The 25,520-nt window shown below is 63.5% G+C and carries 10 protein-coding genes; 8 read left to right on the forward strand and 2 right to left on the reverse strand.

From position 1 onward, the window contains the following. Window positions 1-68: 68 nt before the first annotated feature. The gene (locus tag NKI85_RS08175) at window positions 69-5,543 is read right to left on the reverse strand and encodes an alpha-2-macroglobulin family protein (protein ID WP_352776531.1); all 5,475 of its coding nucleotides are present in this window, start codon (window positions 5,541-5,543) and stop codon (window positions 69-71) included. Between the two features lie 273 nt (window positions 5,544-5,816). Between NKI85_RS08175 and NKI85_RS08180 the strand changes: the two genes are divergently transcribed. The 6 genes from NKI85_RS08180 to NKI85_RS08205 all read left to right on the forward strand — a co-directional run bounded on the left by NKI85_RS08180 (window position 5,817) and on the right by NKI85_RS08205 (window position 20,621). Continuing rightward, window positions 5,817-7,745 (forward strand): autotransporter assembly complex protein TamA, encoded by a 1,929-nt coding sequence (locus tag NKI85_RS08180; RefSeq protein ID WP_352529564.1) that lies wholly within the window; start codon window positions 5,817-5,819, stop codon window positions 7,743-7,745. Then, a complete protein-coding gene (locus NKI85_RS08185) occupies window positions 7,745-13,795 on the forward strand; it encodes a translocation/assembly module TamB domain-containing protein (RefSeq protein WP_352776532.1) in 6,051 nt (2,016 codons plus the stop codon). Before NKI85_RS08180 ends, NKI85_RS08185 begins: the two co-directional genes overlap by 1 nt. 271 nt (window positions 13,796-14,066) lie before the next feature. After that, complete coding sequence (locus tag NKI85_RS08190) at window positions 14,067-15,719, forward strand: ABC transporter substrate-binding protein (protein WP_352529568.1); 1,653 nt, start codon at window positions 14,067-14,069, stop codon at window positions 15,717-15,719. A gap of 220 nt (window positions 15,720-15,939) precedes the next feature. After that, window positions 15,940-16,974 carry an ABC transporter permease gene (locus tag NKI85_RS08195; RefSeq protein ID WP_352529570.1) on the forward strand — a complete coding sequence of 345 codons (1,035 nt, stop codon included), beginning with the start codon at window positions 15,940-15,942 and terminating at the stop codon, window positions 16,972-16,974. 12 nt (window positions 16,975-16,986) lie between these two features. Beyond that, window positions 16,987-18,144 carry an ABC transporter permease gene (locus NKI85_RS08200; RefSeq protein WP_352529572.1) on the forward strand — a complete coding sequence of 386 codons (1,158 nt, stop codon included), beginning with the start codon at window positions 16,987-16,989 and terminating at the stop codon, window positions 18,142-18,144. A gap of 65 nt (window positions 18,145-18,209) precedes the next feature. Continuing rightward, a complete protein-coding gene (locus tag NKI85_RS08205) occupies window positions 18,210-20,621 on the forward strand; it encodes a dipeptide ABC transporter ATP-binding protein (protein ID WP_352529574.1) in 2,412 nt (803 codons plus the stop codon). A 15-nt stretch (window positions 20,622-20,636) separates the two neighbouring features. On the opposite strand, the gene NKI85_RS08210 is transcribed toward NKI85_RS08205, so the two are convergent. After that, the gene (locus NKI85_RS08210; protein WP_352776533.1) at window positions 20,637-21,227 is read right to left on the reverse strand and encodes a transglycosylase SLT domain-containing protein; all 591 of its coding nucleotides are present in this window, start codon (window positions 21,225-21,227) and stop codon (window positions 20,637-20,639) included. A gap of 218 nt (window positions 21,228-21,445) precedes the next feature. Here NKI85_RS08210 and NKI85_RS08215 point away from each other — a divergent pair, with 218 nt between their 5' ends. Both NKI85_RS08215 and NKI85_RS08220 read left to right on the forward strand, forming a co-directional pair. Further along, window positions 21,446-22,984: a trimethylamine methyltransferase family protein gene (locus NKI85_RS08215; protein ID WP_352776534.1), complete on the forward strand. Its 1,539-nt coding sequence runs from the start codon at window positions 21,446-21,448 to the stop codon at window positions 22,982-22,984. A gap of 83 nt (window positions 22,985-23,067) precedes the next feature. Further along, window positions 23,068-25,503 carry a GcvT family protein gene (locus tag NKI85_RS08220; protein ID WP_352529580.1) on the forward strand — a complete coding sequence of 812 codons (2,436 nt, stop codon included), beginning with the start codon at window positions 23,068-23,070 and terminating at the stop codon, window positions 25,501-25,503. The last annotated feature ends 17 nt before the right edge of the window (window positions 25,504-25,520 follow it).

Genomic DNA, 25,520 nt, shown 5'->3' on the forward strand with positions numbered 1-25,520 from the left:
GTCGACCGAGCGAAGCGGAGGGCGGGTGAGGGGGCACTTTGCTCATGGCGTCCATCACCATCTTTGCCTTACGGCGCCTTGATCTCCATCATGCCGGTGGCGGTGCGGGCCGAATATTGCGGCCGGTACATGTCCTCGATCGTCGCCGCCGGATGGGCATAAGTGCCCGGCGTCACCGCGCGCACGACATAGGCGAGCGTGATGTGGCGGTCGCCGTCATTGGGATTGAACGCCGCGACGAAACGGTCGTCGCGGAATTCGAGATGGGCAGCATCGGTCGGCGCCAGCCAGGAGAAGTTCGTCAATTGAGCGCTGGAGACCAGGCCCGGATTGTCGATCTCGAAGCCGGCCGGCAACAGGTCGGTGATCAGGAGCCGCGAAGGCCAGGTGTTCTGCTCGTAGACCTTGAGCACGACGACATAGCGTTCGTTCTGCTTGACCTCCGTGACATTGGCCTCTGTGCCGTCGAGTTTGTAGTAGGTACGGCTGATGGTAAAGCCGTTGCCGCTGGCCGGCAGAGGCTGGATCGGCGAGGCCACGGTGGTGACGACCGCCTGCAGCGGATTGCTGCCGGTGTTGACGATGGTCAGCGGATTGTCGGCCAGGTCGCCGCCGGCGATCTGGTCCGAATAGCCGCCGGCATGTGGTGCGCCATTGATGGTCAGCGCGATCGAATCGTTGCCGGCCTTCAGCGCGCGAGCCGCCAGCAGCATCCAGGCCTCGTCCTGCGTGCTGGTCCACCTGGCGTCGGCGCGTTCCCTGGTCACCAGCTGGATCAGCGCCGGCACGATGGTCGGCACTGGTTTGCTTTCCGCAGCAAGCGCCAGGATCGCCGCGCCGTCACGTAGCCGTGAGCCATAATCGGACCGGTAGTAGTCATATTCGGGGGTCGACTTGGCCAGTTGCAACGCGGCCTGGAAGGTTGCCGCCGAGCGCTGCGTGTCACCGTAGAGCGCGAGAGACGCGGCCAGTTGGGCGACGGCCATCGGGCTGGTAAAGGCTTCGAGCTGGGTGTCGGCATAATAGCGCAGATCGCCGACCGAGGCCTTCTTGTTGCGGGCAAGCACATAGAGCGCATAGGCGATCTCGCTGCCGCGATCCTGGACGTCCTGGTCGTAGCCGATCCCGTTCTGCAGATTGCTCAGCGCCTGGTTCATCGCCAGGGCCGGCACGTCGTATTTCTGCTCGCGCGCCCGGGTCAGGAAATCGGTGACATAGGCGTCGAGCCACAGATCGCCGGAACCCGGACCCCACAGGCCGAAGCTGCCGGCCGAGGCCTGGTAGCTCAGCACCTTGTAGATGGCATCCTGGACGCGGTCATGCAGATCCGGGTCGCTGGCCATGCCGATGCCGGAGGCCAGCTCATTGACGTAGAGAAGCGGCATGGCGCGGCTGGTGGTCTGCTCGGCGCAGCCATAGGGGTAGCGGTCGAGCGTCATCAGCAGCGACGGCACGTCGAAGGCAGCTGACTGCGAAACGCCGACACTGACAGAAGCGCCATCGAGCAGGCTTGCTGCCAAGAGCTCCTTGTCGGCGCGCAGCGCGCCGCCATTGCCCTTGAGGTCGACGACCATTCGGGTGGTCACCGGCAGCTGCGCCGGGCGCACCGGCACATAGAGCGTCTGCTCGACGGCGGTGCCGTCGGCATGGGCGAGCTTGATGGTGATCGAGGCGTTGCCGGCGGTCTGCGCAATCAACGGCACAGTCAGCGTCTGCCGCTTGCCTTTGGCGAGCGTCAGCTTCTCAGGCAAGGCGGCACTGCCGGTGGACAGGTCGCCTGTCGTGTTGACGGTCAGCTTGTAATCGCCTGCGGGGCCGTCGGTGTCGGCGACGTCGAGCCGCATGACGGCGGAATCGCCCGGCGCCAGGAAGCGCGGCAGGCCGGCGGTGATCACCACCGGATCGCGCACGATCACATCGGACTGGGCATGGCCGACCGCTTCCTTGGTCCAGGCGACGGCCATGACGCGCACGGTGCCGTTGAACTGCGGAATATCGAAGTCGATCCGCGCCTTGCCGTCAGCGTCGAGCTGGACCGGGCCGGAGAAGAAGGCGACCAGCTTTTCGGTCGGCGGACTGCCTTGCGACTGCATGTTGGCGCCGTCGCCGCCGGTGCGCAGCTTGCCGGTTGTGCCGAGCGAGCCGTCGATCAGCCGGCCGTAGATGTCGCGAACCTCGAGACCGAGCATGCGCTGGCCGAAGAACCAGTTCTCCGGATCCGGCACCTTGTAGTTGGTCAGGTTGAGGATGCCGACGTCGACGGCCGCGACCATGACATAGGCGTTGGTGCCCGGCTGCACGCCGGCGACGGCGACCGGGATCGACAGCTGCTGGCGCGGCATGGTCTTGTCGGGGGGCGTCAAGGTGACGGCGAGCTTCCGCGAGCCCGGATCGAGCTTCAGCCATTTGACGCCGATGGCGCGGGCCGGCATACGCGTCTCTTGCGCATCGCCTGGCCTGAACAGCGTTGCCGTGACATATGCGCCGGCGCCCCAGTCGTCGCCGACCGGGATATCGACAGTGCTGCCGCCGGCCGGCACGGTGGCGGTGACGGTCTTCAAGAGCTTGTCGGCGCCGATGGTGACGAGCAATTCGCCGGCAAAATGCGGTGACACTTTCAGCTTGGCCACTTCACCGGCCGCATAGGTATCCTTGTCCAGGGCTATCTCTAGCCCGTCAGGCGTTTCGGTGGTGGTGGAACTGACGTACCAGCCAGCATCGAACTCGTAGCTGGTGGCCGGGCCTTCCGGATCTGATGTCTCGATCTCGAGCCGGTAGCGGCCCCAGTCGACCGGCAGCGACATGGTAGCCTCGCCATCGGCGCTCAGGTCGACCTGGCCGTTGGCAACCGCCTTGGTGAAGGTGACCGGCTCATAGTTCCAGAAGTTGCTCGAGCGGTACCACTGGTAGTTGCGCTCTACCTTGACCAGCGACCATTGCGCACCTTTTAGCGCCTCACGCGTGCCGTCGGGGTCGACGGCGATCAGGCTGAACTTGGCCGTGCCGCCTTGCGGCACCGCGTCGCCGTCGAAATCGGGGCGGATGCCGATCATATGGCCCTGCGGGCGGATGCCGATATTCAGCGAGCGCTCGATGGCGCGGCCGCCGGTCTCGCGCATCCGGATCGTGACCTTGGCATCGACCAGCTTGGTGGTCGACGGCAGTTGATCGACGGAGACAGGGAAGGTCGCCTTGCCGTCCTCGCCGACCACCGGCAAGCCGGTGAAGGGCGTCACCGTCGGTTCCGCCGACTGTTCGTCGGCGAGACCGAAGGAATAGCCCTTGAAGCGGTCCCAGTCGCGGGCGGTCGACAGCGTCAATTCGCCTTCGAGGGCGAGGCCCGCGGCCGGCGCGCCATAGAGAAAGCGGCCGTCGACGGTGATGTTGGCGGTTTCGCCCTGCGCGATCTCCTGCTTGTCGGAGGACAGGTCGAACTCGATCCGATCCGGGACGAAGTCCTCGACCAGGAACATCTGGCTGGCGACCGCTGCCTGCTTGGGGTCGGTGTGGATCGCCACCGTCCAGGTGCCGCGCATGGCGTTGGGTTCCAACGGCAGGTCGACGGCGTGGCCGCCGGCCGATGCGCCGTCGCTGACGATGCGGCGGTCCTCGACGCCGTCGGGCCGCGAGAAGATGAATGTCAGCGGCAGGTTCTCGACCGCCTTGGCGGCACTGTCGCGGGCAAGGGCCGCGACGTGGACGTCTTCGCCGGCGCGGTAGATGCCGCGTTCGGTCCAGGCATAGACGTCGAGCGCGCCCGGCGCCGGGCGCCCGCCGACGCCACGATCGGACAGGTCGAAGCCGGCCCGGCCCATGTCGAGGAAGACGAAATCGTTGTCGCCCTGCTTGGCCATCAGCACGGCCGGCGCCATGCCGCTGTCGCCGCGCGTCAGACCGGGGTTGAACACCGCCCGCCCTTCCGCGTCGGTGGTCGCGGTGCCGAGGATTTCGTTGTTCCTGGCCAGCAGCGTCAGTTCGGCGCGGGCAATCGGCTTGGCGGTTGCGAGCGAACGGGCAAAGACGTTCAGCCCATCCTGTCCGGTGTAGGTCGACAGGCCGATGTCGGAGACGAGGAACCATTGCGTGGCACGCGAATCATAGTCGTCGTTGTGACCGTTGACGGCTTGCGCGGTCAGCACATAGACGCCGGGCTTGCGCTGCGGCAACGCCTCGTCGATGGGAAAGGAGGTGGTGACTTCCTTGTTGAGGTCGCTGGCGATGTCGAGCTGGCCTTGCCAGACCGGCTCGCCCATCTGTTCGGAGATGTTCGAAATGTCGTAGCCGTCAAGTTGGCGAAGGAACTGATACCCCGACAGAAGCTGGGCCAGCGAGCGGTCGCCGATGCGGTAGAGCTTCATTTCGGCGGCATTCATGTTGACGGTGACGACCGGTATACCGCGGCGTGCGCCGGCAGGCAGCACGAAGCTGTCGCCGGTGAAGCGGGCCGAAGGCGCGCGGTCCTGCACGTAGATCGACAGCACCACCGGTGCTGCGGTGACCTCGCCGATGGCGGCCGGCAGGCCGGCGCGGAAGGTCACGTCATAATGCTGGCCGTGCTCTAGCCCTTCGACGCAGATCTGCTTGTCCTTGGCTTCGACGCCTTTTGGGGGGGCGTTATCGACGGTGACGAATTGCGCATAGTCGACGCCGGTCTTGACCAGGTCTTCGGAGAACTGCGCGCAGATGCGCGGCGCGCTGGTGTCGGCGTCGACGGTATGATCGATGATGCGGAAGCCCTTGCGGGCCTTGAGATCCTGATAGGCGGCCCTCACCGCCGGCGAATTGACCAAAGCCAGACTCGCCTCGTAGGCCTGCAGGGCCGGCCTGTAGAGATCGCGGCGATCAAGGCCGTCGCCGAGCAGTGCCAGCACATCGGCACGCGTCTTGGCGGTGCGCAGCAGTTTGTACGCATTGAAGGCGGCGGAGGTGGCGTTTGCCGGCAGGGTCGATGCTTCCGAACTGTTGGCGGTCGGATGGACGGCAAGCGTTTCGCGCGCCAGTTCGAGCCAGAGCTGGCCATCATCCGGCAACACCGAAACCGCCGCCTCGTACTTTTGCATGGCCGAGCGACGGTCGCCCGTCAGCGCCGACTGTTCGGCGACCGCCCTCAGCGCCGTCAGCCCCTCGGTCGGCTTGGTGTAGGTCGGGCTGGTGAGCTTGTTGCGGTATTGCTGGGCCTGGTCGGCCATCCAGTTGGGGAAGAAGGCGAGTTCGGGTGGCGCACCGATGTCGGGGTCGCCGTCGATATTGACGACTTTTCCGGCGACGGCGCCGCCGAAGGGTTTCAGCGAATTGTAATCGGATTTAAGGAAGCACCATTTGGCCTTGAGGTTGTAGGTGAAGGCGCGGCAGGCCGGATCGCCGAGGCAAGTGGTCTTGCACTGGTCTAGGCTGACATTCTGGTCGGATCTGAGGTCGAAACCGAAATAGTCGGAATTGTCCGATGTCACCACCCGCCGGGCTTCGGCCGCTTGCGCGACACTGCTCCAGGCAAAAAAGAGAAGGAAAAGAATCGATAGACCACGTGCCGCGCGCATTGCCATAAACCCCTCCAGACAAGTGCTAACGTCCAGACATGTTCAAGCTTCAGTCGCGCTTGTCAACATCAGGACGCGGCAGGATCCGCCTGCCAACGGTTTGCTTTCCGGCCGGTGACCGGTAGTACCTCCATAGGACAGGGGATCACGCTTTCTTGCGGCGATGCAGAAGGTGTGAGTTCCAAGCCCTGTCTATTTCAGCAATTGGATTGTGGCCCCTTTACGAGCGCTTCAGAACTTCATTCCAATTTTAGTTTTGCGAGCTAGGCTAGGAACATAATGCCGGCGTATGAAAGGCAGATGTCGGGAGGAACCGCGCCACGGCGCGCGCTTTCGCGCGCCCTGCTTTTTGCCTTGCTGTGCTCGACGGCACTTATTGTCGAGACCGGAAATGCGGCCGCCTTCGAGATTTTCGGCATCAAGCTGTGGGGGTCGTCGAAGGACGAAGATGCCGATATCGTCGACCCGCTGCGCTATGCAGTGACGATTGAGGCGCCCGACGCCGACAAGGATCTCGCCGAGAAGCTCGAAAACGCCTCGACCCTGAAAGCCGACGAGGAACACCCAGTCTCGGGTTCGCTGGGCCTTTTGGCCAAAGCGCGCAGCGATCGTGAGCAACTTGTCGCTGCACTCTACGCGGACGCGCGCTACGAGGGTGTCGTCACCATCACTATCCAAGGCAAGCCCCTCGACGATTTGCCGCCCGATGCCGAGTTTTCGGGTCCGCAGCCGATTCCGGTGGTGATAAACATAGCAGCCGGGCCGAAATTCACGCTTGGCAATATCAGGCTTGAGGGCGATGCCGCGGGCTTGGCAAGCGCCGATTTCGGTCTGATCGCCGGCGGTGACGCCAGCTCGGGAGCTGTCCTCAAGGCGGAGGCCCTGATCGTGCGGGCACTCAAGCAAGAGGGCAGGCCCTTGGCCAAGGTGACGGACCGCGAGATCGTCGCCGAGCACGCCGGCTCGACGCTCGACGTGACGCTCACCGTCGCGGCCGGGCCGGTCGCCGGCTATGGCGATACCACTGTCGAGGGCACCGAAAAGGTCGACCGCGACTTCACCGAATATATGACCGGCCTGAAGCGCGGCCGCCAATATTCGCCCGATGAGATCGACGATGCACGCGACCGGCTGCTTGGGCTGGAGGTCTTCAACAGCGTGACGCTGAAGGAGGCCGACAGCCTCGATGCCGAGGGCAACATCCCGATCGGTGTCCAGGTCAGCGAACGCAAGCCGCGCTATTTCGGCATTGGCGGCACCTTCTCAAACACCGAGGGGCTAGGTCTCGAAGGCTATTGGGGCCACCGCAATCTGTTTGGCCGCGCCGAAAAGCTGCGCATCGACGGCAAGATCAGCGGCATCGGCAGCAACGACCTGACCCAGCTCAATTACAATGCCGGCATCATGTTCGAAAAGCCAGGCGTGGTCGGACCGGCGTCGAAATTCCTTGCCAGCGTCAACACGGTGCTAGAGCACCCCGACGCCTACGATCACTTCTCGGTCAAGGGCAGCACAGGCCTGTCCTACGAACTCGACAAGAAGCAGACGGTTTCCGCGCAAGTCGCGCTCGACTATTCGAAGATCCACGACGCTTTCGGCAAGCACACCTATCTGATTGCCAGTATTCCGCTGCAATATGTATACGACAATCGCGACAGCAAGCTCAACCCGACCAGGGGCTTCAGGGTGCTGGCCTATGCCGAGCCGAGCTACGACATCTTGAGCGGGGCTGCTTTCGTCAAGCTGAAGGGCGAAGGATCGGCCTACCAGTCGCTCGATTCGGCCTCGAAATTCGTTTTCGCCGAACGCGTCGCCATCGGCTCGATCATCGGCGCCGGTCTTCAGGACGTTCCGGCCGACCGGCGCTTCTACTCCGGCGGCGGCGGCTCGGTGCGCGGCTATGCCTATCAAGGCATCGGCCCGAAGGACAGCAATGGAGAGCCGATCGGCGGGCTTTCCTTCTTCGAGACCTCGGTCGAGATGCGTATCGCCGTCACCGACAAGATCGGCGTCGTGCCGTTCGTCGATGCCGGCACGGTGTCGACCAGGCAGGTCCCCGATTTTTCGGACATGAAGGTCGGCGCCGGTGTAGGCTTGCGCTATCTGACGGCGTTCGGGCCACTGCGCATCGACGCGGCGGTGCCGCTCAACCGCGGTCCTGACGATCCTCATTTCGGCATTTATGCCGGCATTGGCCAGGCATTCTGATGGCAATCTTTAGGCGCATCCTCCGCATCCTTTTCTACACGCTGCTCATCGTCGTGGCAGCGGCGGTGGGAGCGGTCGTCGTGCTGACCAAAACCGAGCGCGGCCGCGAAAATCTTGCCGGCATCATCTCGACCATGGCCTCGACCGGCGATCGCAAGGTCACTGTCATCGGCATCGACGGCATCTGGTCGGGTGCGCTGACCGTCGATCATGTCGTTCTGGAGGATCGCGAAGGCGCCTGGATGGTGGCGCGCAAGGTGGCTGTCGACTGGTCGCCGCTGGCACTGCTGTCGAAGAGCTTCAGCGCCGATCGAATTGGCGCCGAGCGTATCGAACTGGCAAGGCTGCCGCTGGCCAGCACACAACCGAGCCAGAGCGGAGCGACAACGCTGCCGGTCTCCATCGACGTCAAGCAACTCGACCTTCCCGAAATCGCGCTCGGGCAGGCTCTGGCCGGCAATGGTGTCGCCGAACTTGCAGCCAAGGGAGCGCTCAAGGCGGATGCCTCGCCATTGGCGATGGAGAGCAATCTCAACATCGTTCGCCACGATGGCAAGCAAGGCACGGTCGACGCCAAAGTCCATTTCGCGCCGGCCGACAACAAGCTCGACTTAGACCTCAAGGCATCCGAGCCGGCCGGCGGCATTATCGCCAACCTGCTCAAGCTGCCGGATGCGCCGCCGGTCGAGATCGTCGTTTCCGGCACAGGACCGCTCGCCAACTGGAATGGCATCGGGACCTTCGTTGTCGACGGCCGGATCGTCACCCAACTCACCGGTCGCCATCAGCTCACCGACGAGGGCAATTATGTCGAGGCCAAGGGTGACGGCGAATTCGAGCGTTTTTTGCCCGAAACCCTGAAACCGCTGTTTGCCGGCAAGACCACCTTTGATCTAGCCGGCACAGCGACTACGGCGGGCGGCGTCGATATCGAGCGCGCCAATATCGACAGCGGCGCCGTGCACGCGACCGCCGCCGGCACTGTCGATCCGAACGGCGCCAGCGATCTTTCTGTGAAACTCGCGGCGAAAGGGCCGCCGATCGTGCTTAGCCTCGGCAGCGAGGCGCAGCCGATAACCGTGGCGATCAAAGACGCCACGGCCCGCGCTTTCGGCGATGGCAAGGCGCCGATGGTCGATATCGGCGCGTCGCTGGTCTCGGTGGTGGCGGGCGGCACGCGGGTGGACGACCTGATCGGGCAAGTGCATTCCGATGGTTTCGACATCCAGAACCGTAGCGGACCTGTCACCATCAAGCTGACAGCAGCCGGCCTGAACACCGACGTCGCGACGTTGGCGCCGCTGATAACGGGTAGGGTCAGCGCCGGTCTCGCCGGCTCCGTCAGCAAGGAACAGATTGTCGTCGACGAAGGCACGCTACGCAGCGACGCGCTCAATGCGTCCGTAACGGCCACAGTGGCGCTGGCCGATCTGTCGATGACGCTCAAGATGAATGCCGACGCGGCTTCGACGGCGCTGCCGCCGCAGATCAGCTCGGTTCTCGGTGAGCGCGTGCAGTTTTCCGCAACCGCGACCCGCGACCCGGACGGTGCGTTCGCCGCGAACGCATTGCAACTCACCTCCGGCACGCTTAGCGCCAGCGGCACCGCCAGTGCGCAAGGCACTGATATCCGGGCTGATATCAAGGGCACGCTCGGCGACGTGTCGGTGCTGTCGCCGCTGGTCGGCGCCAAGGCCGGCGGTGCCGTCGGTTTCGCGCTGACCGCAAGCGGCGCGCGCAGCGCTCCGGATTTCTCAGTTTCGGCCAACAGCGACAGCCTGACGGCGTCCGGCCATCTGGTGAAGCAGATCAAGCTGAGCGCAAGCGGCAAGGCCGATATCGCCAGTCCCGCCGCCGATGTCTCGCTGACCGGCTCGGTCGACGACCAGCCGCTCGACCTCAAGGCATCGCTGGTCACCACCGACGGCAAGCGTTCCATCAATGGACTTGCCGTCTCGCTGGCCGACAACAAGATCTCTGGCGACCTCACGCTCGACGACGGCCTGCTGCCGCTCGGCACGTTGACCCTCGATGCCCGGGATATTGCTCCGCTGGCGTCGCTCGCCGGCCAGACGGTAGCGGGCGACGTGCGTGGCACGATCCGCTTCGCGAACGACAATGGAGCGCCGACGGTCGCGATCGATGCGACGAGCGCCGCGATTTCGCGCGGCGAACTGGCGGCGAAGACAATCGCCGTCAACGCGCTGGTCGCCAACTATCTCAAAGCCCCGGCGATCTCCGGCAAAATCAAGGCCGACACGATCACCTCCGGAACCACGATGATCAGCGGCATCGATGTCGACCTGAAACGCGATGGCGACTGGACCGGCTTTAGCGGCGCCGCCACGGTCGCCGGCATTCCGGCCAGCGCGGCCGGGCGGGTCAGGGTTGCGAACGGCATCACCAGCATCGAGCTTGCCTCGGGCGAGGCGACCATCCGCGGCATCAAGGCAGCTATCGCGCAGCCATCGGCGCTGACAATCGCCAATGGCAGGGTGAGCATAGAGAAACTGGCGCTCGGTGTCGGCGGTGGTTCGGTTGCCGTGTCGGGTACGGCTGGCCAGACGCTTGATCTCGCTGCCACCATGTCGGCGGTGCCGGCCGCACTTGCCAATGATTTTTCGCCGGGCCTCGATGCAGTGGGCACGCTCAGCGGCACTGCGCAGGTCACGGGATCGTCGGCTGCTCCCGACATCCGCTTCAACGCCCAGCTCAGCGGCGCCGAAACCAGTCAGACCCGGCAGGCTGGGCTCGGGCCGCTCGATCTCGATGCGGCAGGCCGCTTCTCGTCGGCCAGCGGCATCGCCATCGAGCACGCGACGCTTGCCGGCGAGAAAATCTCCGGCAAGGCGGCCGGCACCATCAATCCGAACGGCGCCAGCGATTTCTCGCTCGACCTCGCCTCGACCGGTCCGAGCCTGCCGCTGTCGCTCGGCAGCAAGGCAAGCCCGATCAAGCTCGAGCTGCAGGCGTTATCACTGAAGGCGGCCGGGCAGGGCACCCAGCCGAAGCTCGACGTCTCCGCAACGCTGCCATCGGCCGCCACCAATCTAGCTAAGGTCGAGGGCATTACGCTTGCGCTACACTCCGATCGCTTCGACGTGGAGGCCCGGACGGGGCCGATCTCCGGCACGGTGACCGCTGAAAAAATCGGCCTCGACAACCCGACCGTCGCGCCGCTGATCGCCGGCAAGGTCACTGCCAAACTTGCCGGCAGCCTTGCCGCCGATGCCGTCGTCGTGGACAGCGGCACCGTGACCAGCGACGCGTTGAACAGCGGCTTTAACGGGCGGGTCTCGCTGGCCGACGGCGCCATCGACCTTAACCTCAAGGCGGATGCCGCCTCGGCGGCACTGCCGGCGGCGGTACGTGGCGTGCTCGCCGAGCGAACGCAACTCAGTGCCGCGCTGAAGCGGGACGCCAACGGCAATGTCACCGCCAACGCGGTCAGGCTGTCATCAGGCGCGCTGAGCGCCGACGGACAGGCGAGCCTTGCCGACAACAAGCTCAGCGCCGACATCAAGGGTGCGCTGCGCGACGTCTCGCTGCTATCCAAGGACGCCAAAGGCGCCATCTCTTTCGCGCTGAATGCGCAAGGCGCCAGCACCGCGCCGGATCTGTCGCTGACTGTTAATAGCGATCGGCTTTCGGTGGCTACGCGCGAGATCACTGGCCTGAAGCTCACCGCCACCGGCAAGGCGGACGCTGCCAACCCGGCAGCGAATGTGCAACTTACCGGAAATGTCGCGGACCAGCCGCTGCAGGGCAGCGCGGTGCTGGCGACATCGGACGGCAAACGCGCCATCAACGGGCTTTTGCTGTCGCTCGGCAAGAACCGGATTTCCGGCGACCTGGCCCTCGACGATGCCTTCGTGCCGGTCGGCACCGTGGCACTCGACCTGCCCGATATCGGTCCGCTTGCTGCCCTGGCACTGGAAAAGGCCGATGGCGATGTGCGCGGTACGATCGCCTTCTCCAAGGCGGGCACCGTGCCGCAGGTCGCCGTCAAGGCGACGACGGGCTCGATCTCGCGCGGCGATGTCTCGGCCAAGGCGGTGACCATCGATGCGCTGATCGCCAACTATCTGGCGGCACCGGTGATCTCCGGAAAAATCCGTGCCGACAGCGTCACTTCCGGCGGCACGGTTATCCGTGGTGTCGACGTCGATCTCAAGCGCGACGGCGAATGGACCGGTTTCTCGGGTGGCGCCACCGTCAAGGACATTCCGCTGAAGGCCGCCGGCCGGGTCAAGGCGGTCAAGGGCTCGACGACGGTCGAACTTGCCTCCGGGGAAGCGACCATCCGCGGCATCAAGGCGGCCATCGCCCAGGCCTCGACCATCACCATTGCCAACGGCTCGACCAGCCTCGACAGGCTGGTGCTCAACCTCGGCGGCGGCACGGCGACGGTCACGGGCAAGGCTGGGCAGGGGCTCGACCTCAACGCGACGCTGGCCCGCGTGCCGATCTCGATAGCCAACAGTTTTTCGCCGGGCCTCGATGCCGCCGGCTCCATCTCGGGCACGGTGAAGGTGACGGGGGCGCCGGCCAATCCGGCCGTTGCCTTCAAGATCGACGCCGCAGGCGTTCAGACGTCGCAGACCCGCGGTGCAGGTTTCGGCGGCATGGGCGTTTCATCCTCCGGTACGTATTCGGGCAACAGACTGACCTTCGACGCCAATATGAGCGATGCCGCCGGCCTCGGCCTCAAGGGCGGCGGCACGATGTCGACATCAGGCGCGCCCACCCTTGATCTCAACTTTTCCGGCAAGGTGCCGTTCGCCTTCCTCACCAGGACACTCGCCGCGCAAGGCCTGTCCTTGAGCGGCACGGCCGACGTCAATGTGCAGGTGCGCGGCCCGGCGACGTCGCCCGTGATCTCAGGCACGGTCCGCACGTCAGGCGCCCGCCTGGTCGACGCGCGCTCGAGGCTTGCGATCAATGACATCACCGCGGACGTCGCCATCGGTAATGGCGTGGCCAGGATCAATCGCCTGACCGGCACACTGTCGACGCGCGGCAGCCTTTCGGCCAGCGGCACCGTCGGCATCGATCCGGCAAAAGGTTTTCCGGCCGACTTGTCGGTCAAGCTCGTCGACGGCCGCTATACCGACGGCAAGGTGGTCACCGCCAATCTCGGCGGCGACCTGACCATCAAGGGACCGCTCACCTCCGCGCCGGTGATTTCCGGTACCGTCAACCTGGCCAAGACCGTCATCACCGTACCCGAAAAGCTGCCCGGCTCGCTGGCCGAGCTCAACGTCAAGCATAAAGGTGCGCCGGCAGCGGTGCGTGCGCAGGACAAGGCGTTGCGCCCGGCCGCTGCAAGCAGCGGTGGCGGCGGCAGCGGCCTCAACCTAGACGTCACGGTCAATGCGCCGAGCCAGATCTTCATCCAGGGCAGGGGCGTCGACGCCGAGCTCGGCGGTTCACTGCGGCTGACCGGCCCGGCATCGTCACCCCAGGCGGTCGGCACTTTCACCTTACGGCGCGGGCGGCTGACGATCCTTGCCAAGCGGCTGACCTTCACTGAAGGCACCGTCGGCTTCTCGGGCTCGCTGGTGCCCTACCTCAACCTCACGGCGCAATCGAAGACGACCAGCGCCACCGTGACCATCGTGGTATCGGGCGAGGCGAACAACCCGAAATTCACCTTTTCCTCGGTACCCGCGCTGCCGGAGGACGAGGTGCTGGCGCAGCTGATCTTCGGCCGCTCAATGTCGAACCTGTCGCCGCTGCAGATCGCGCAGCTCGCCGAGGCTGCCGGACAACTGGCCGGCGTCGGCGGCTCGACATCCCTGCTTCAGAACCTGCGCAGCGCAATCGGCGTCGACGATCTCGACGTAATCACGGACGAACAGGGCGGCACCGCCGTCTCGGCGGGCAAGTATCTCAACGACCGCACCTATGTGACGATCCAGAAGGGCGACAGGCCGGGCTCGGGCAAGGCAACCGTCGACCTCGACGTCGGGCGTGGCGTAAAACTGCGTGGCGAGGCAACCGACGCCGGTGAAGCCAAGGGCGGCATTTTCTACGAACGGGAATATTGAAGCCGGCCGTTGGCGCGGCGCGGGCGCATGGCAGTTGCTTTGTCAGAAGAACGAGCGGCGCAGCAGCAAATGTCCCAGTTTAATCGCCTGGAGATTTCGAACGAAATCCCTTGCGCAGTAGCAATTTTGCGCCAAGACTGTCGTTATCACGCGAACCGCCCTGCTTCCAAAGTTGCACATTCCTTGGCATGTTCCCAATCCGTGCCGTCTTTGACATCATGGCGCGAATGCGGAATGTTAAAAGGCAGAAAGCCAACAATGGGAGTTAGTCATGACGATCTACAAGAGTAACGGCGACCGCGTTCCCGATCACATCCTGGCCATGGCCGAAGACGCCAAGGCAGGCAAGATGGATCGCCGCGAATTTCTGGCTCTCGCCAGCGTCTTCGGCGCGTCGACGGCGATGGCTTATGGCATGCTTGGCCTTGCAGACCCCACGCCGGCCAAGGCGGAGGAGATCCAGGGCAAGAAAGGCGGCATACTGAAGGTCGCGCAATGGATCAAGGATCCGAAGGATCCGCGCAAGTCCGACTGGTCGGAAATCGCCAATGCCGAGCGCCAGGCGCTCGAGCCGCTGGTCAAATACACCACCGAATACACGTTCCGCCCCTATCTGCTGGAAGCCTGGGACGTGAATGACGACGCTACCGAATACACGCTGCATGTGCGCAAGGGCGTCACCTGGAACAATGGCGATCCGTTCACCGCCGACGACGTCATCTTCAACCTCAAGCGTTGGGGCGACAAGAAAGCCGAAGGCAATTCCATGCCCGGTCGCCTCGGCTCGCTGGTCAAGGACGACAAGCTGGACGAAAGCGCAGTGACCAAGGTCGACGACCACACGATCAAGCTGAAGCTCAGCACGCCGGATATCGCCCTCATCCCCAACGTGTGCGATTATCCCGGTCTCATCGTCCACAAGACCTTCGACGAAAAGGGCGGCGATTTCAAAGCCTGCCCGATCGGCACCGGCCCATTTGAATTGGTCTCCTACGATGTCGGCCAGAAGGTCGTCTACAAGCGTCGCGAGGACAACAAGTGGTGGGACGGCGAGGTCTTTCTCGACGGCATAGAGTTCATCGACTACGGCACCGATCCGGCGGCGATGGTCAGCGCTTTCGAAGCTGGCGAGGTCCATACCAATTTCGAGACGTCGGCCGACTATGTGTCGATCCTCGATGGTATCGACCTGGTCAAGTCCGAGGTCGTCACCGCTTCGACGATCGTCTGCCGCACCAATGTGACCAACAAGCCTTATGGGGATCAGAAGGTCCGCAACGCCCTGCAGCTCGCGGTCGACAACGCTGTCGTCCTTCAGCTCGGCAACGGTAATGCCGGCACTGTCGCCGAAAACCACCATGTCGCCCCGATCCATCCGGAATACTACGAGTTGCCGAAGGTTGCTCGCGACCCGGCCAAGGCAAAGGCGCTGATGGCGGAAGCCGGCCAGGCCGATTTCGAGCACGAGCTGATCACGGTCGACGAAGACTGGCACAAGAACACCGGCGATGCGATCGCTGCGCAGATGCGCGACGCCGGCATCAAGGTCAAGCGTACGGTGTTGCCGGGTTCGACCTTCTGGAACGACTGGACGAAGTATCCGCTGTCGATGACCAACTGGAACATGCGGCCGCTCGGCGTCCAGGTTCTGGCGATCGGCTATCGCACCGGCGAAGCCTGGAACGAGACGGCTTGGTCGAACCCGGAGTGGGATGCCAAGCTCAACGCTGCGCTCGCAGTTGCCGACGCCGCCAAGCGCAAGGAAATGATGAAGGACATCGAGCAGATCTTGCAGGATTCCGGCATTATCATCCAGCCTTATTGGCGCAAGCTCTACAGCCATTCGGTCAAGGCGGTGCAGAACTACAAGATGCACCCGACCTTCGAGCGCGACTACGGCAAGGTCTGGCTCGACCAGGCCTGACCGGACGATCCGGAAAGGGGCGGCTCGCCCCTTTCCCTCGCTCTTTGCATGGTCCTTGGACCTGAAGTCGGCGCAGCAAAAAGTTGCGGACTCTTCGGTCGAGGTCTGCAATAAAAAGGGTATCGCATCTGGACTGGTCTGAAGGCTTGTTCTGCCGCTTGCGGCAGGGCACGGCTTGCAAACCGGTTCCACCCCCCAACCCGACCGGCAGGGGACCGCCATGCTTTCTTTCGTTATCAGGCGTCTCGGCACCATGGCATTGACGATGCTGTGCCTGACGATGGTCGTCTTCTTCCTGGTCAATCTCGGGCCCAATCTGAAGAAGCTGGCGATCAGCCAGACTGAAATGCACACATCCGCCGAGCAACTTGAGGCTTGGCTGGTCAACCATGGCTATCGGCAGAATTTCTTTGTCCGCTACGGCCAATGGCTGGGCGTCATGCCCAAGCAGCCGGTTACCGACCCGGCGACCGGCAAGCCAGCGCAGCGTTTCTCCTTCTGCAACGATCCGGTCGTGCCGACATTCTCCGGCATCCTGCAAGGCGATTTCGGTTGCTCGACCAAGTTCAAGACGACGGTCGCTTCGAAACTCTTTCCGGCGCTCAGCGCGACCGGCATCCTGATGCTCTGCGTGCTGGCCGTCATGGTGCCGATCTCGCTTCTGATCGGCATTCTTGCCGGCATGCGCGAGGGCTCACGTACCGACCGCACATTGTCGGTGGCTTCGATCGCCTCGACGGCGACGCCCGAATATGTTTCGGGCGTCATCTTCACCGTCATCTTCGCCTCCTGGCTCGGCGTGCTGAACGGTTCGGCGGCCTCGGCCAGCCAGGGGATCACTTTCTACAATTTCACCTTGCCGGTGATGACGCTGGCGATCTACGGCATCGGCTACATCGCTCGCATGACCCGCGCCTCGATGGTCGAGGTGATGACACAGCAATATATCCGCACCGCCCGGCTGAAGGGTCTCTCCTTCGGCAGCGTGGTGGTCAAGCACGCTCTGCGCAACGCCCTGATCGCACCGTTCACGGTCATCATGCTGCAGTTCCCCTGGCTGCTCACCGGCGTCGTCATCGTCGAGGTGATGTTCCGCTACCAGGGGTTCGGCTACACGCTGGTCGAGGCCGCCGGCAACAACGACATCGATCTTCTGCTCGGCTGCTCGCTGGTCTCGGTGTTTATCGTCCTGATCACACAGCTCATCTCCGATGTCGGCTATGCCTTCCTCAATCCGCGCATCAGAGTTCAATAGGAGACCGGGCGGATGCAGGTCGAATATCTCAGCGCCTTCAACGTCGTACTCGGCGTGCTTGCCCGCTTCTGGCCGGTCTGGATCGCTCTCGCCCTGGTGATGGGAGCGAGCTTCGGCTACAAGAAGAAGCTTGGCCTTTACGGCCAGCTTTTCGACAGCGGCGTCGGCATCGTCGGCGTCGGCATCTGCCTGTTCTGGCTGTTCACGGCGATCTTCGCATCGACTGTCGCGCCCTTCGATCCGCTTGCCCAAGTGCCGATCATGAAGGACGCGCTGCCGGGCGCGATCGATCCGCAATCGGGGCTCGCCTATCTCTTCGGCGGCGACAAGCTCGCCCGCGACGTGTTCAGCCGAATGGTCTATGGCAGCCAGATCGTGCTGATCATCGCGCCGGCGGCAACCGGTTTTGCACTGATGGTCGGCATCACGCTCGGCCTGCCGGCCGGCTACTATGGCGGCAGGATCGATACAGTGCTCTCCTTCCTCGCCAACCTTGTGCTGGCCTTCCCGGTGATCCTCCTGTTCTACCTGCTGGTGACGCCAGGCATCATGGACACGCCGATCCCCTACGCGATGGCCGGGCTGTTCTTCCTGTTTCCGATCATCTTCTTCAGCGTGCTGTTCTGGACGCGCTACAAGAATCGGCCCGACCGCCTCTATATCCTGCTTGGCCTGACGTTGGTCGTTGGCGGCTGGATCTATGCCGGCCTTGTCTTCGACGCCGATCCGTTCAAGATCATTCACATCGATCCCAACCAGCTCAACATCTTCGTGGCGGTGGTGTTCGCCTCCAGCCCCGGCGTGTTCCGCATCGTGCGCGGCCTGGTCATGGACATCAAGACGCGCGACTATGTTGCGGCGGCGCAGACGCGCGGTGAATCGCCCTGGTACATCATGCTGTGGGAGATATTGCCCAATGCGCGCGGGCCGCTGATCGTAGACGCCTGCCTGCGCATCGGCTACACCACCATCCTGCTCGGCACGCTCGGCTATTTCGGGCTGGGGCTGGCGCCGGAAAGCCCGGACTGGGGCACGGCGATCAAGGATGCCAGCCGGCTGCTGCGCTCCTTCATCCACCCGGCGCTGCCGCCGACGATCGCATTGATGTCGTTCGTGCTCGGCCTCAACCTCCTGGCGGATTCGTTGCGCGAACAGTCGATGAAAGATTGATGCCGGGAAAGATTGGATGCCGGGTTCGGCCCGACATGCCTGAAGAATAAGGATTGGAGCGACCCATGAATGAGGCAGTTCGAAATCCCGCCAAGCCGACCAATGGGCCGATCATCGAGATCGAGAACCTGTCGATCTCCTTCTTCACCCGCAAGGGAGAGATCCCGGCCGTCATGGATTTTTCCTGCACGGTCATGCCCGGCGAGGCGATGGGCATTGTCGGCGAATCCGGCTGCGGCAAGTCGACCGTGTCGCTTGGCATCATGCGCGACCTGTCCAATATCGGAAGGATCGTCGGCGGAAAGATCAAGTTCCAGGGCAAGGACATGGGAGAACTGTCCGACGAGGAACTGCGCGCCATCCGCGGCAACAAGATCGCGATGATCTACCAGGAGCCGATGGCCAGCCTCAACCCGGCGATGAAGGTCGGCCAGCAACTGATGGAAGTGCCGCTGATCCACGACAAGGTGTCGAAGGACGAAGCTTACAAACGCGCCCTGGACATGGTGCGCGCGGTGAAGCTGCCGGATCCCGAGCGCATGATGCGTTCCTACCCGCACCAGCTTTCCGGCGGCCAGCAGCAGCGCATCGTCATTGCCATGGCGCTGCTGTCGAAGCCTGCGCTGCTTCTGCTCGACGAGCCGACGACGGCGCTCGACGTGACGGTTGAGGCCGGCATCGTCGACCTGGTCAAGGGGCTGGGCGAGAAGTTCGGCACCTCGATGATCTTCGTGTCGCACAATCTCGGCCTGATCCTGGAGACCTGCGACCGCATCACGGTGATGTATTCGGGCGAAGCGGTGGAGACAGGCAAGATCAAGGACGTCTTCGACCGGATGCGCCATCCCTACACGCAAGGCCTGTTCCGCTCGATCCCGCTGCCAGGCGCCGACAAGAATTCGCGGCCGCTGATCTCGATCCCGGGGCAGTTGCCGCTGCCGCACGAGCGGCCGAAGGGCTGCAATTTCGGCCCGCGCTGCCATCATTTCGTCGAGGGCGTCTGCAACGCCGCCGAAATTCCGATGATCGCGGTCGAAGGCCATGACGGGCATTTCTCGCGCTGCGTGCGCTTCAACGAAATCGACTGGGAGGCGCTGCCGCCCGGCGCCAAGAAGGTCAACGAGCGGGTGGTGCCCGGTGCGCCGGTGCTCCAGATCGAAGACCTCAGGAAGTACTACAAGGTCGGCGGCAGCGAAGTGTTCGGCTCGAGCGAGGGCCGTGTCGTCAAGGCCAATGAGACGATCTCGTTCATGGCGCGCGAATCCGAAACCGTCGCTATCGTCGGCGAATCCGGCTGCGGAAAATCGACCCTGGCCAAGGTGCTGCTCGGCCTCGAAACGGCAAGCTCCGGCCGCGTGAAGCTCGGCAATAAGGAGATCCAGTCGACCGGGATCGAGAAGCGCAGCGTCGACACGGTATCGTCGATCCAGATGGTGTTTCAAAATCCGTTCGACACACTCAACCCCAGCCATTCGGTCGGTTCGCAGATCATCCGTACGCTGGAAAAGTTCAATGTCGGCAACACGGTGGCCGACCGACGCAAGCGGATGCTGGAATTGCTCGACCTCGTGAAGCTGCCGAGGGCGTTCGAGACGCGCAAGCCGCGCCAGCTTTCAGGTGGCCAGAAACAGCGCATCGGCGTTGCGCGGGCGTTTGCCGGCGACGCCAAGGTGGTGGTGGCCGACGAGCCGGTCTCGGCATTGGATGTGTCCGTGCAGGCGGCGGTCACCGAGCTTTTGATGGACATCCAGCGCAAGAACAAGACGACGATGCTGTTCATCAGCCACGATTTGTCGGTGGTGCGCTACATCGCCGACCGCGTCGTCGTCATGTATCTCGGCTACATCGTCGAGCAAGGCACGACCGACCAGATCTTTTCACCGCCCTATCACCCCTACACCGAGGCGCTGCTGTCGGCGATCCCGATTGCCGACACCAGCGTGGTGAAAAGACACATCGTGCTCGAAGGCGACATTCCGTCGGCGATGAATCCGCCCTCAGGCTGTCCGTTCCAGACGCGCTGCGGCTACAAGAAGCTGGTGCCGGACAATCTTTGCGAAACCAAAGTGCCGCCGGTCAAGCATCTCGGCGACGGCCATATGAGCCTGTGCTGGCTGGCCGACGACGTGTTGGCGAAGATGGAGCCGGTGATCAAATTCGACAAGGAGCATGCCGCGCTTGAGGGCGTGCCGGACGATGCACCGCACGGCACTGGTCCGGGCTTTGCCGGTGATCCGCCCAAGCGTCCACACGGCAAGACAGGCAGCGCGGAAGCCGATGCCGAGGGGCAGGTGGCAGAGAATGGAGAAGCGGTCGCCAAAGCCCGCCGTCACGAGGTTCGCGACGAGGTTTCAGAGACAGGTGGCATTTCAAGTTCGGCCAATAGTGCGTCAGCACCGATCATGCCGCAGACTGTCGGCGACGGCCGCCAGGCGGAGAAAGCCACGCGCAAGCCGCGCAAACGCAAGGGCGATTGAATGCCGTTAACCTGCTCAGGGCGCGCATTGCCGTAGCTGCGCGGCGTAGTCCTGCGCCATCTGCTCGGTGGCGTGCGCATAGCGCTGCACGTCGGCGTCGCCGCGATTGCCGCGCTTGTAGGCGTTCCAGCCGAGATAGTAGGCGAGATACAGATTGTAGGTGTCGTTGCGGGCGACGTCGAACGTGTCGGCGGTTTTCGAATGGTACCAGCCGACGAAATCGACGGCATCGGCAAAGCGGGTGCGGCGCGCTGCCCAGCTGCCGGTCTCGCTCTGGTATTGCGCCCAGGTGCCGTCGAGCGCCTGCGAGAAGCCGGTGGCGCTGGAGATATGTTTCCAGGGAATGAAGCCCAGCAGCTTGGTGCGTGGCGGCCTGGCATTGCTCTTAAAGCCGGATTCCTTGCGCACCGTCGCCATCAGCACCGGAACCGGCACGCCGTATTTCTGCTCGGCGCGTTGTGCCGCTGCCTGCCAGTTGTCGAACCAGCCGTCATTCTGGTCGAAAACGGCGCAGACATCGTTGATATGGCTCGGCGGCGTCGCGCAGGCCGAAAGCGCCAGCGGCACGGTGACAGCTACAATTTTACTAAAACTCGAACTATGCATTGGAAGAGCATTAGGCCGAAAACATAAAAGGAATCTTGCTGCGTTCCTTAACGGCTCATCGGCCGCTTTGGCTGGCGCAGAGCAAGTATCAACATTCCGACGTTTGTTGTCGCTTTTACCGATGTGAAATTCCCGGTATGACGCCTTGGCTAAAATCACGCCCGCAAATGGCGGATTTCTGACAGCTCGATCCTCGTGCCGGCGCTTTGATGCGCCGCATGAGCGAACCAAGACGCAAGCGCGGCGCCGAGCGAACCAGCAACAGGGGACCGACCGCCATCCCGCAACTGCCGCTCAGGCGGGTGACAAACCCTTATCCGCCGATGGCGATGCTCTCGGCCGACCAGATCGAGGCGATCCACCAGGCGTCGATGCATATCCTGGAGAATTTCGGCATCGAGGTGATGAGCCCGCGGGCGCTGTCGCTGTTCGAGAAGGCCGGAGCCAAGGTCGATCATGCCTCGATGAACGTCCGCATCGATCGCGGCATGATCGAGGAAGCGCTGAAGACGACGCAGTCCAGCTATACGTTGACGCCGCGCAACCCGGCTCACGCTGTTCATCTCGGCGGCAACACCATCAACTTCACGCTGGTCGCCGGGCCACCCAATGTGCACGACATGGAGCGCGGCCGCCGTGCCGGCAATTTGCGCGATTATTCCGACCTCGTCCGGCTGGCCCAGCACTTCAACTGCATCCATATGCTCGGCAACCAGGTCTGCGCGCCGGTGGAACTGCCGGCGAATTCCCGTCATCTCGACACCTATTTCGCCAATCTGACACTGACCGACAAAAGCTTTCACGTCTCGGCCATCGGCCGGGGCAGGGCGCTCGACGGCATCGAAATGATGGCAATCGCGCGCGGACTGACGCTTGACGAGACGCGCGACGATCCCGGCGTCACCACCATCATTTCGGTCAACTCGCCGCGCCGCTTCGACGAGATGATGGCCGAAGGATTGATGACCATGGGCGAGTTCGGCCAATCGGTCGCGGTGACGCCGTTCACGCTGATGGGCGCGATGAGCCCGGTGACGCTTGCCGGCGCGCTCGCCCAGCAGAATGCCGAAGCGCTGTTCGGCGTGGTGCTGACGCAACTCGTGCGTCCCGGCGCACCGGTGATGTATGGCGCCTTCACCTCGAATGTCGACATGAAGTCGGGTGCGCCAGCCTTCGGCACGCCTGAAAACACCAAGGCGAACATCGCATCCGGACAACTGGCGCGGCATTACAATCTACCTTACCGCACGACGCCGGGCTCGGCCTCCAATGCCGCCGACGCGCAAGGCGCCTATGAGACGCTGATGGCGCTTTGGGGGGCGGTGCTCGGCCACGGCAACCTCGTCTACCATGCCGCCGGCTGGCAGGAGGGCGGGCTGACTGCGTCGTTCGAAAAGTTCATCATCGACGTCGAGATGATCCAGCACATGATGGAGTTTTTGCGCCCAATCGAAGTCAACGAGGCCGAGCTTGCCGTCGAGGCTTTGGGGGCAGTGCCGACCGGCGGCCACTTCTTCGGCGAGCCGCACACGCTGGAGCGCTATGCCACGGCATTCTATCAGCCGATGCTGTCCAACTGGCAGAATTTCGAGGCCTGGCAGGAGGCCGGCGGGCTCGACGCCACGGCGCGGGCGACCCGGCTATGGAAGAAGGCGCTGGAGGACTATGTCGAGCCGGTGATGGATATCTCTCGGCGCGAGGCGCTGGAGGCGTACGTGGCCAAGCGCAAGGAAGCGATCGGGCAAAGCGAGCCTTAAGCGCCAGTCTTCTTATTTGGATTCATTCTCTTCTCCTCCAGAATCATGAAACCCATCCAACCCTTTGAAATAACGAGAACCTCATGAAATCGCATGCAAAGGTCGTGGTCATCGGCGGTGGTGTCGTCGGGTGCTCCGTGCTGTTCCATCTGGCCCGCCACGGCTGGACCGACATTGTGCTTCTGGAGCGCGATGAATTGACCTCCGGCTCGACTTGGCACGCGGCCGGCGGCATGCACACGATCAATGGCGACCCCAACGTCGCCAAGCTGCAGAAATACACGATCTCGCTCTACAAGGAGATCGAGGAGCTGTCCGGCCAGGCGACCGGCGTGCATTTGACCGGCGGCGTGCTGCTGGCGGCGACCGAGGCGCGGCTCGACTGGCTGCGCGGCGTCGTCGCCAAGGGCCGCTATCTCGGCATCGAGCTCGAGGAGATATCGCCGAACGAGGCTGCCGAGCTGATGCCGTTGCTCGATCCCAAGCAGTTCGTCGGTGCGGTGCGCAACAAGGAGGACGGTCATCTCGATCCGTCCGGCGTTACCCACGCCTATGCCAAGGCCGCGAGGAAGCTTGGTGCTGAGGTCGAGCGCTTCACCAAGGTTGAGGACATTGTGCAGCGCGCCGACGGCTTGTGGCGCGTCATCACCAACAAGGGCGAGGTGGTGGCCGAACATGTCGTCAATGCCGGTGGACTGTGGGCGCGCGAGGTCGGCCGCATGGTTGGGCTGGAGCTGCCGGTGCTGGCGATGGAGCACATGTACCTGATCACCGAGGACATGCCGGAGGTCGCCGCCTGGAACCAGAAGACCGGCACGGAGATCATCCATGCGGTCGACTTCGACGGCGAGCTCTATCTGCGCCAGGAACGCGGCGGCATGCTGATGGGCACTTATGAAAAGGCCAACAAGCCATGGTCCGAATTCCAGACGCCATGGAATTTCGGCCACGAACTGCTCGAGCCCGACATCGACCGCATTGCGCCGTCGCTGGAAGTCGGCTTCCGGCATTTCCCGGCCTTCCAGAATACCGGCATCAAGCAGATCATCAACGGGCCCTTCACCTTCGCCCCGGACGGCAATCCGCTGGTCGGCCCGGTGCGCGGCCTACCGGGATTCTGGGTGGCCTGTGGTGTCATGGCGGGGTTCTCACAGGGTGGCGGCGTCGGGCTGGCGCTGTCGAACTGGATGATCGAGGGCGATCCCGGTGCCGATATCTGGGCGATGGACGTTTCGCGCTACGGCGACTGGGCCACGATGGCCTACACCAACGCCAAGGTGCGCGAGAATTATTCGCGGCGGTTTTCGATCCGCTTCCCGAACGAGGAGTTGCCGGCTGGACGGCCGCTCAAGACGACGCCGGTCTACGATCTGTTGTCGGCCAAAGGCGCGCAATGGGGCGTCGCCTTCGGGCTGGAGGTGCCGCTGTGGTACGCGCCCGAAGGCGTCAAGGACGAATTCTCCTGGCGCCGCTCGAGTGATTTCGAGCACGTCGCGAAAGAAGTGGAGACGGTTCGGCAACGCGTTGGTCTGTCGGAAATCTCGTCATTCGCCAAATACAGAGTAACCGGCGAGGGCGCTGCAGCCTGGCTCGACCGCTTGCTTGCCTGCAAGCTGCCGAAACTCGGCCGCATGACGCTGGCGCCGATGCTGAAGGAAGACGGCAGGCTGATCGGCGATTTCACGCTGGCCAATCTCGGCAATTCTGAAAGTGACGATTGGTTCCTGGCCGGCTCCGGCATCGCCGAACAGTATCACATGCGCTGGTTCGAGGCGCATCTGCCGCAGGACGGCTCGGTCGGCATCGAAGCGCTGGGAGCAAAACTCACGGGGCTGTCGATCGCCGGGCCTAGGGCGCGGAACCTTCTTGAAAAGGTCACACGATCTGGTGTCTCGAACACCGCGTTTCCATTCATGGCCATCGCCAAGATGGATATCGGCATGGCGCCGTGCCTGGTCGGCCGCGTCAGCTACACCGGCGATCTCGGCTACGAGATCTGGGTGGCGCCGGAGTATCAGCGTGCCGCCTACCAGACCCTGATGGCGGCGGGCGAAGAGTTCGGCATCGGCCTGTTCGGCTCGCGCGCGCTCAATGCGCTGCGGCTGGAGAAGAATTACGGTTCATGGGCGCGCGAATACCGGCCGATCTATGGGCCGCTCGAGGCCGGGCTCGACCGCTTCGTCGCCTATGGCAAGGAGGCCGATTTCATCGGCAAGAAGGCAGCGCTGGCAGAGCGCAAGCAAGGCGGCAGACTGCGTCTGCGCGCCTTCGTCGTCGATGCTGTCGATGCCGACGTCATCGGCGACGAGCCGATCTGGCATGGCGGCGCCGTGCGTGGCTGGGTCACGTCGGGCGGCTACGCACATCATTCCAAAAAGTCCGTCGCCATCGGTTATGTGCCGAAAGAGATCGCCGATGAGGCCGACGGTTTCGAGATCGAGCTATTGGGCAAGCGTCACGCTGCGCGCATGCAGCAGACACCGCTGTTCGACGCCAATTTCGAGCGGATGCGCGGCTGAGATTCGCAATTGTTGAA

Source organism: Mesorhizobium sp. M0571 (genome assembly GCF_040320985.1).
Lineage (GTDB): Bacteria > Pseudomonadota > Alphaproteobacteria > Rhizobiales > Rhizobiaceae > Mesorhizobium.

Coding starts and splice junctions, on each gene's coding strand:
- NKI85_RS08185 (WP_352776532.1), top strand. CDS start 7,745: ATGGCAATCTTTAGGCGCATCCTCCGCATCCTTTTCTACACGCTGCTC.
- NKI85_RS08190 (WP_352529568.1), top strand. CDS start 14,067: ATGACGATCTACAAGAGTAACGGCGACCGCGTTCCCGATCACATCCTG.
- NKI85_RS08215 (WP_352776534.1), top strand. CDS start 21,446: ATGAGCGAACCAAGACGCAAGCGCGGCGCCGAGCGAACCAGCAACAGG.
- NKI85_RS08220 (WP_352529580.1), top strand. CDS start 23,068: ATGAAATCGCATGCAAAGGTCGTGGTCATCGGCGGTGGTGTCGTCGGG.
- NKI85_RS08175 (WP_352776531.1), bottom strand. CDS start 5,543: ATGGCAATGCGCGCGGCACGTGGTCTATCGATTCTTTTCCTTCTCTTT.
- NKI85_RS08200 (WP_352529572.1), top strand. CDS start 16,987: ATGCAGGTCGAATATCTCAGCGCCTTCAACGTCGTACTCGGCGTGCTT.
- NKI85_RS08195 (WP_352529570.1), top strand. CDS start 15,940: ATGCTTTCTTTCGTTATCAGGCGTCTCGGCACCATGGCATTGACGATG.
- NKI85_RS08205 (WP_352529574.1), top strand. CDS start 18,210: ATGAATGAGGCAGTTCGAAATCCCGCCAAGCCGACCAATGGGCCGATC.
- NKI85_RS08180 (WP_352529564.1), top strand. CDS start 5,817: ATGCCGGCGTATGAAAGGCAGATGTCGGGAGGAACCGCGCCACGGCGC.
- NKI85_RS08210 (WP_352776533.1), bottom strand. CDS start 21,227: ATGCATAGTTCGAGTTTTAGTAAAATTGTAGCTGTCACCGTGCCGCTG.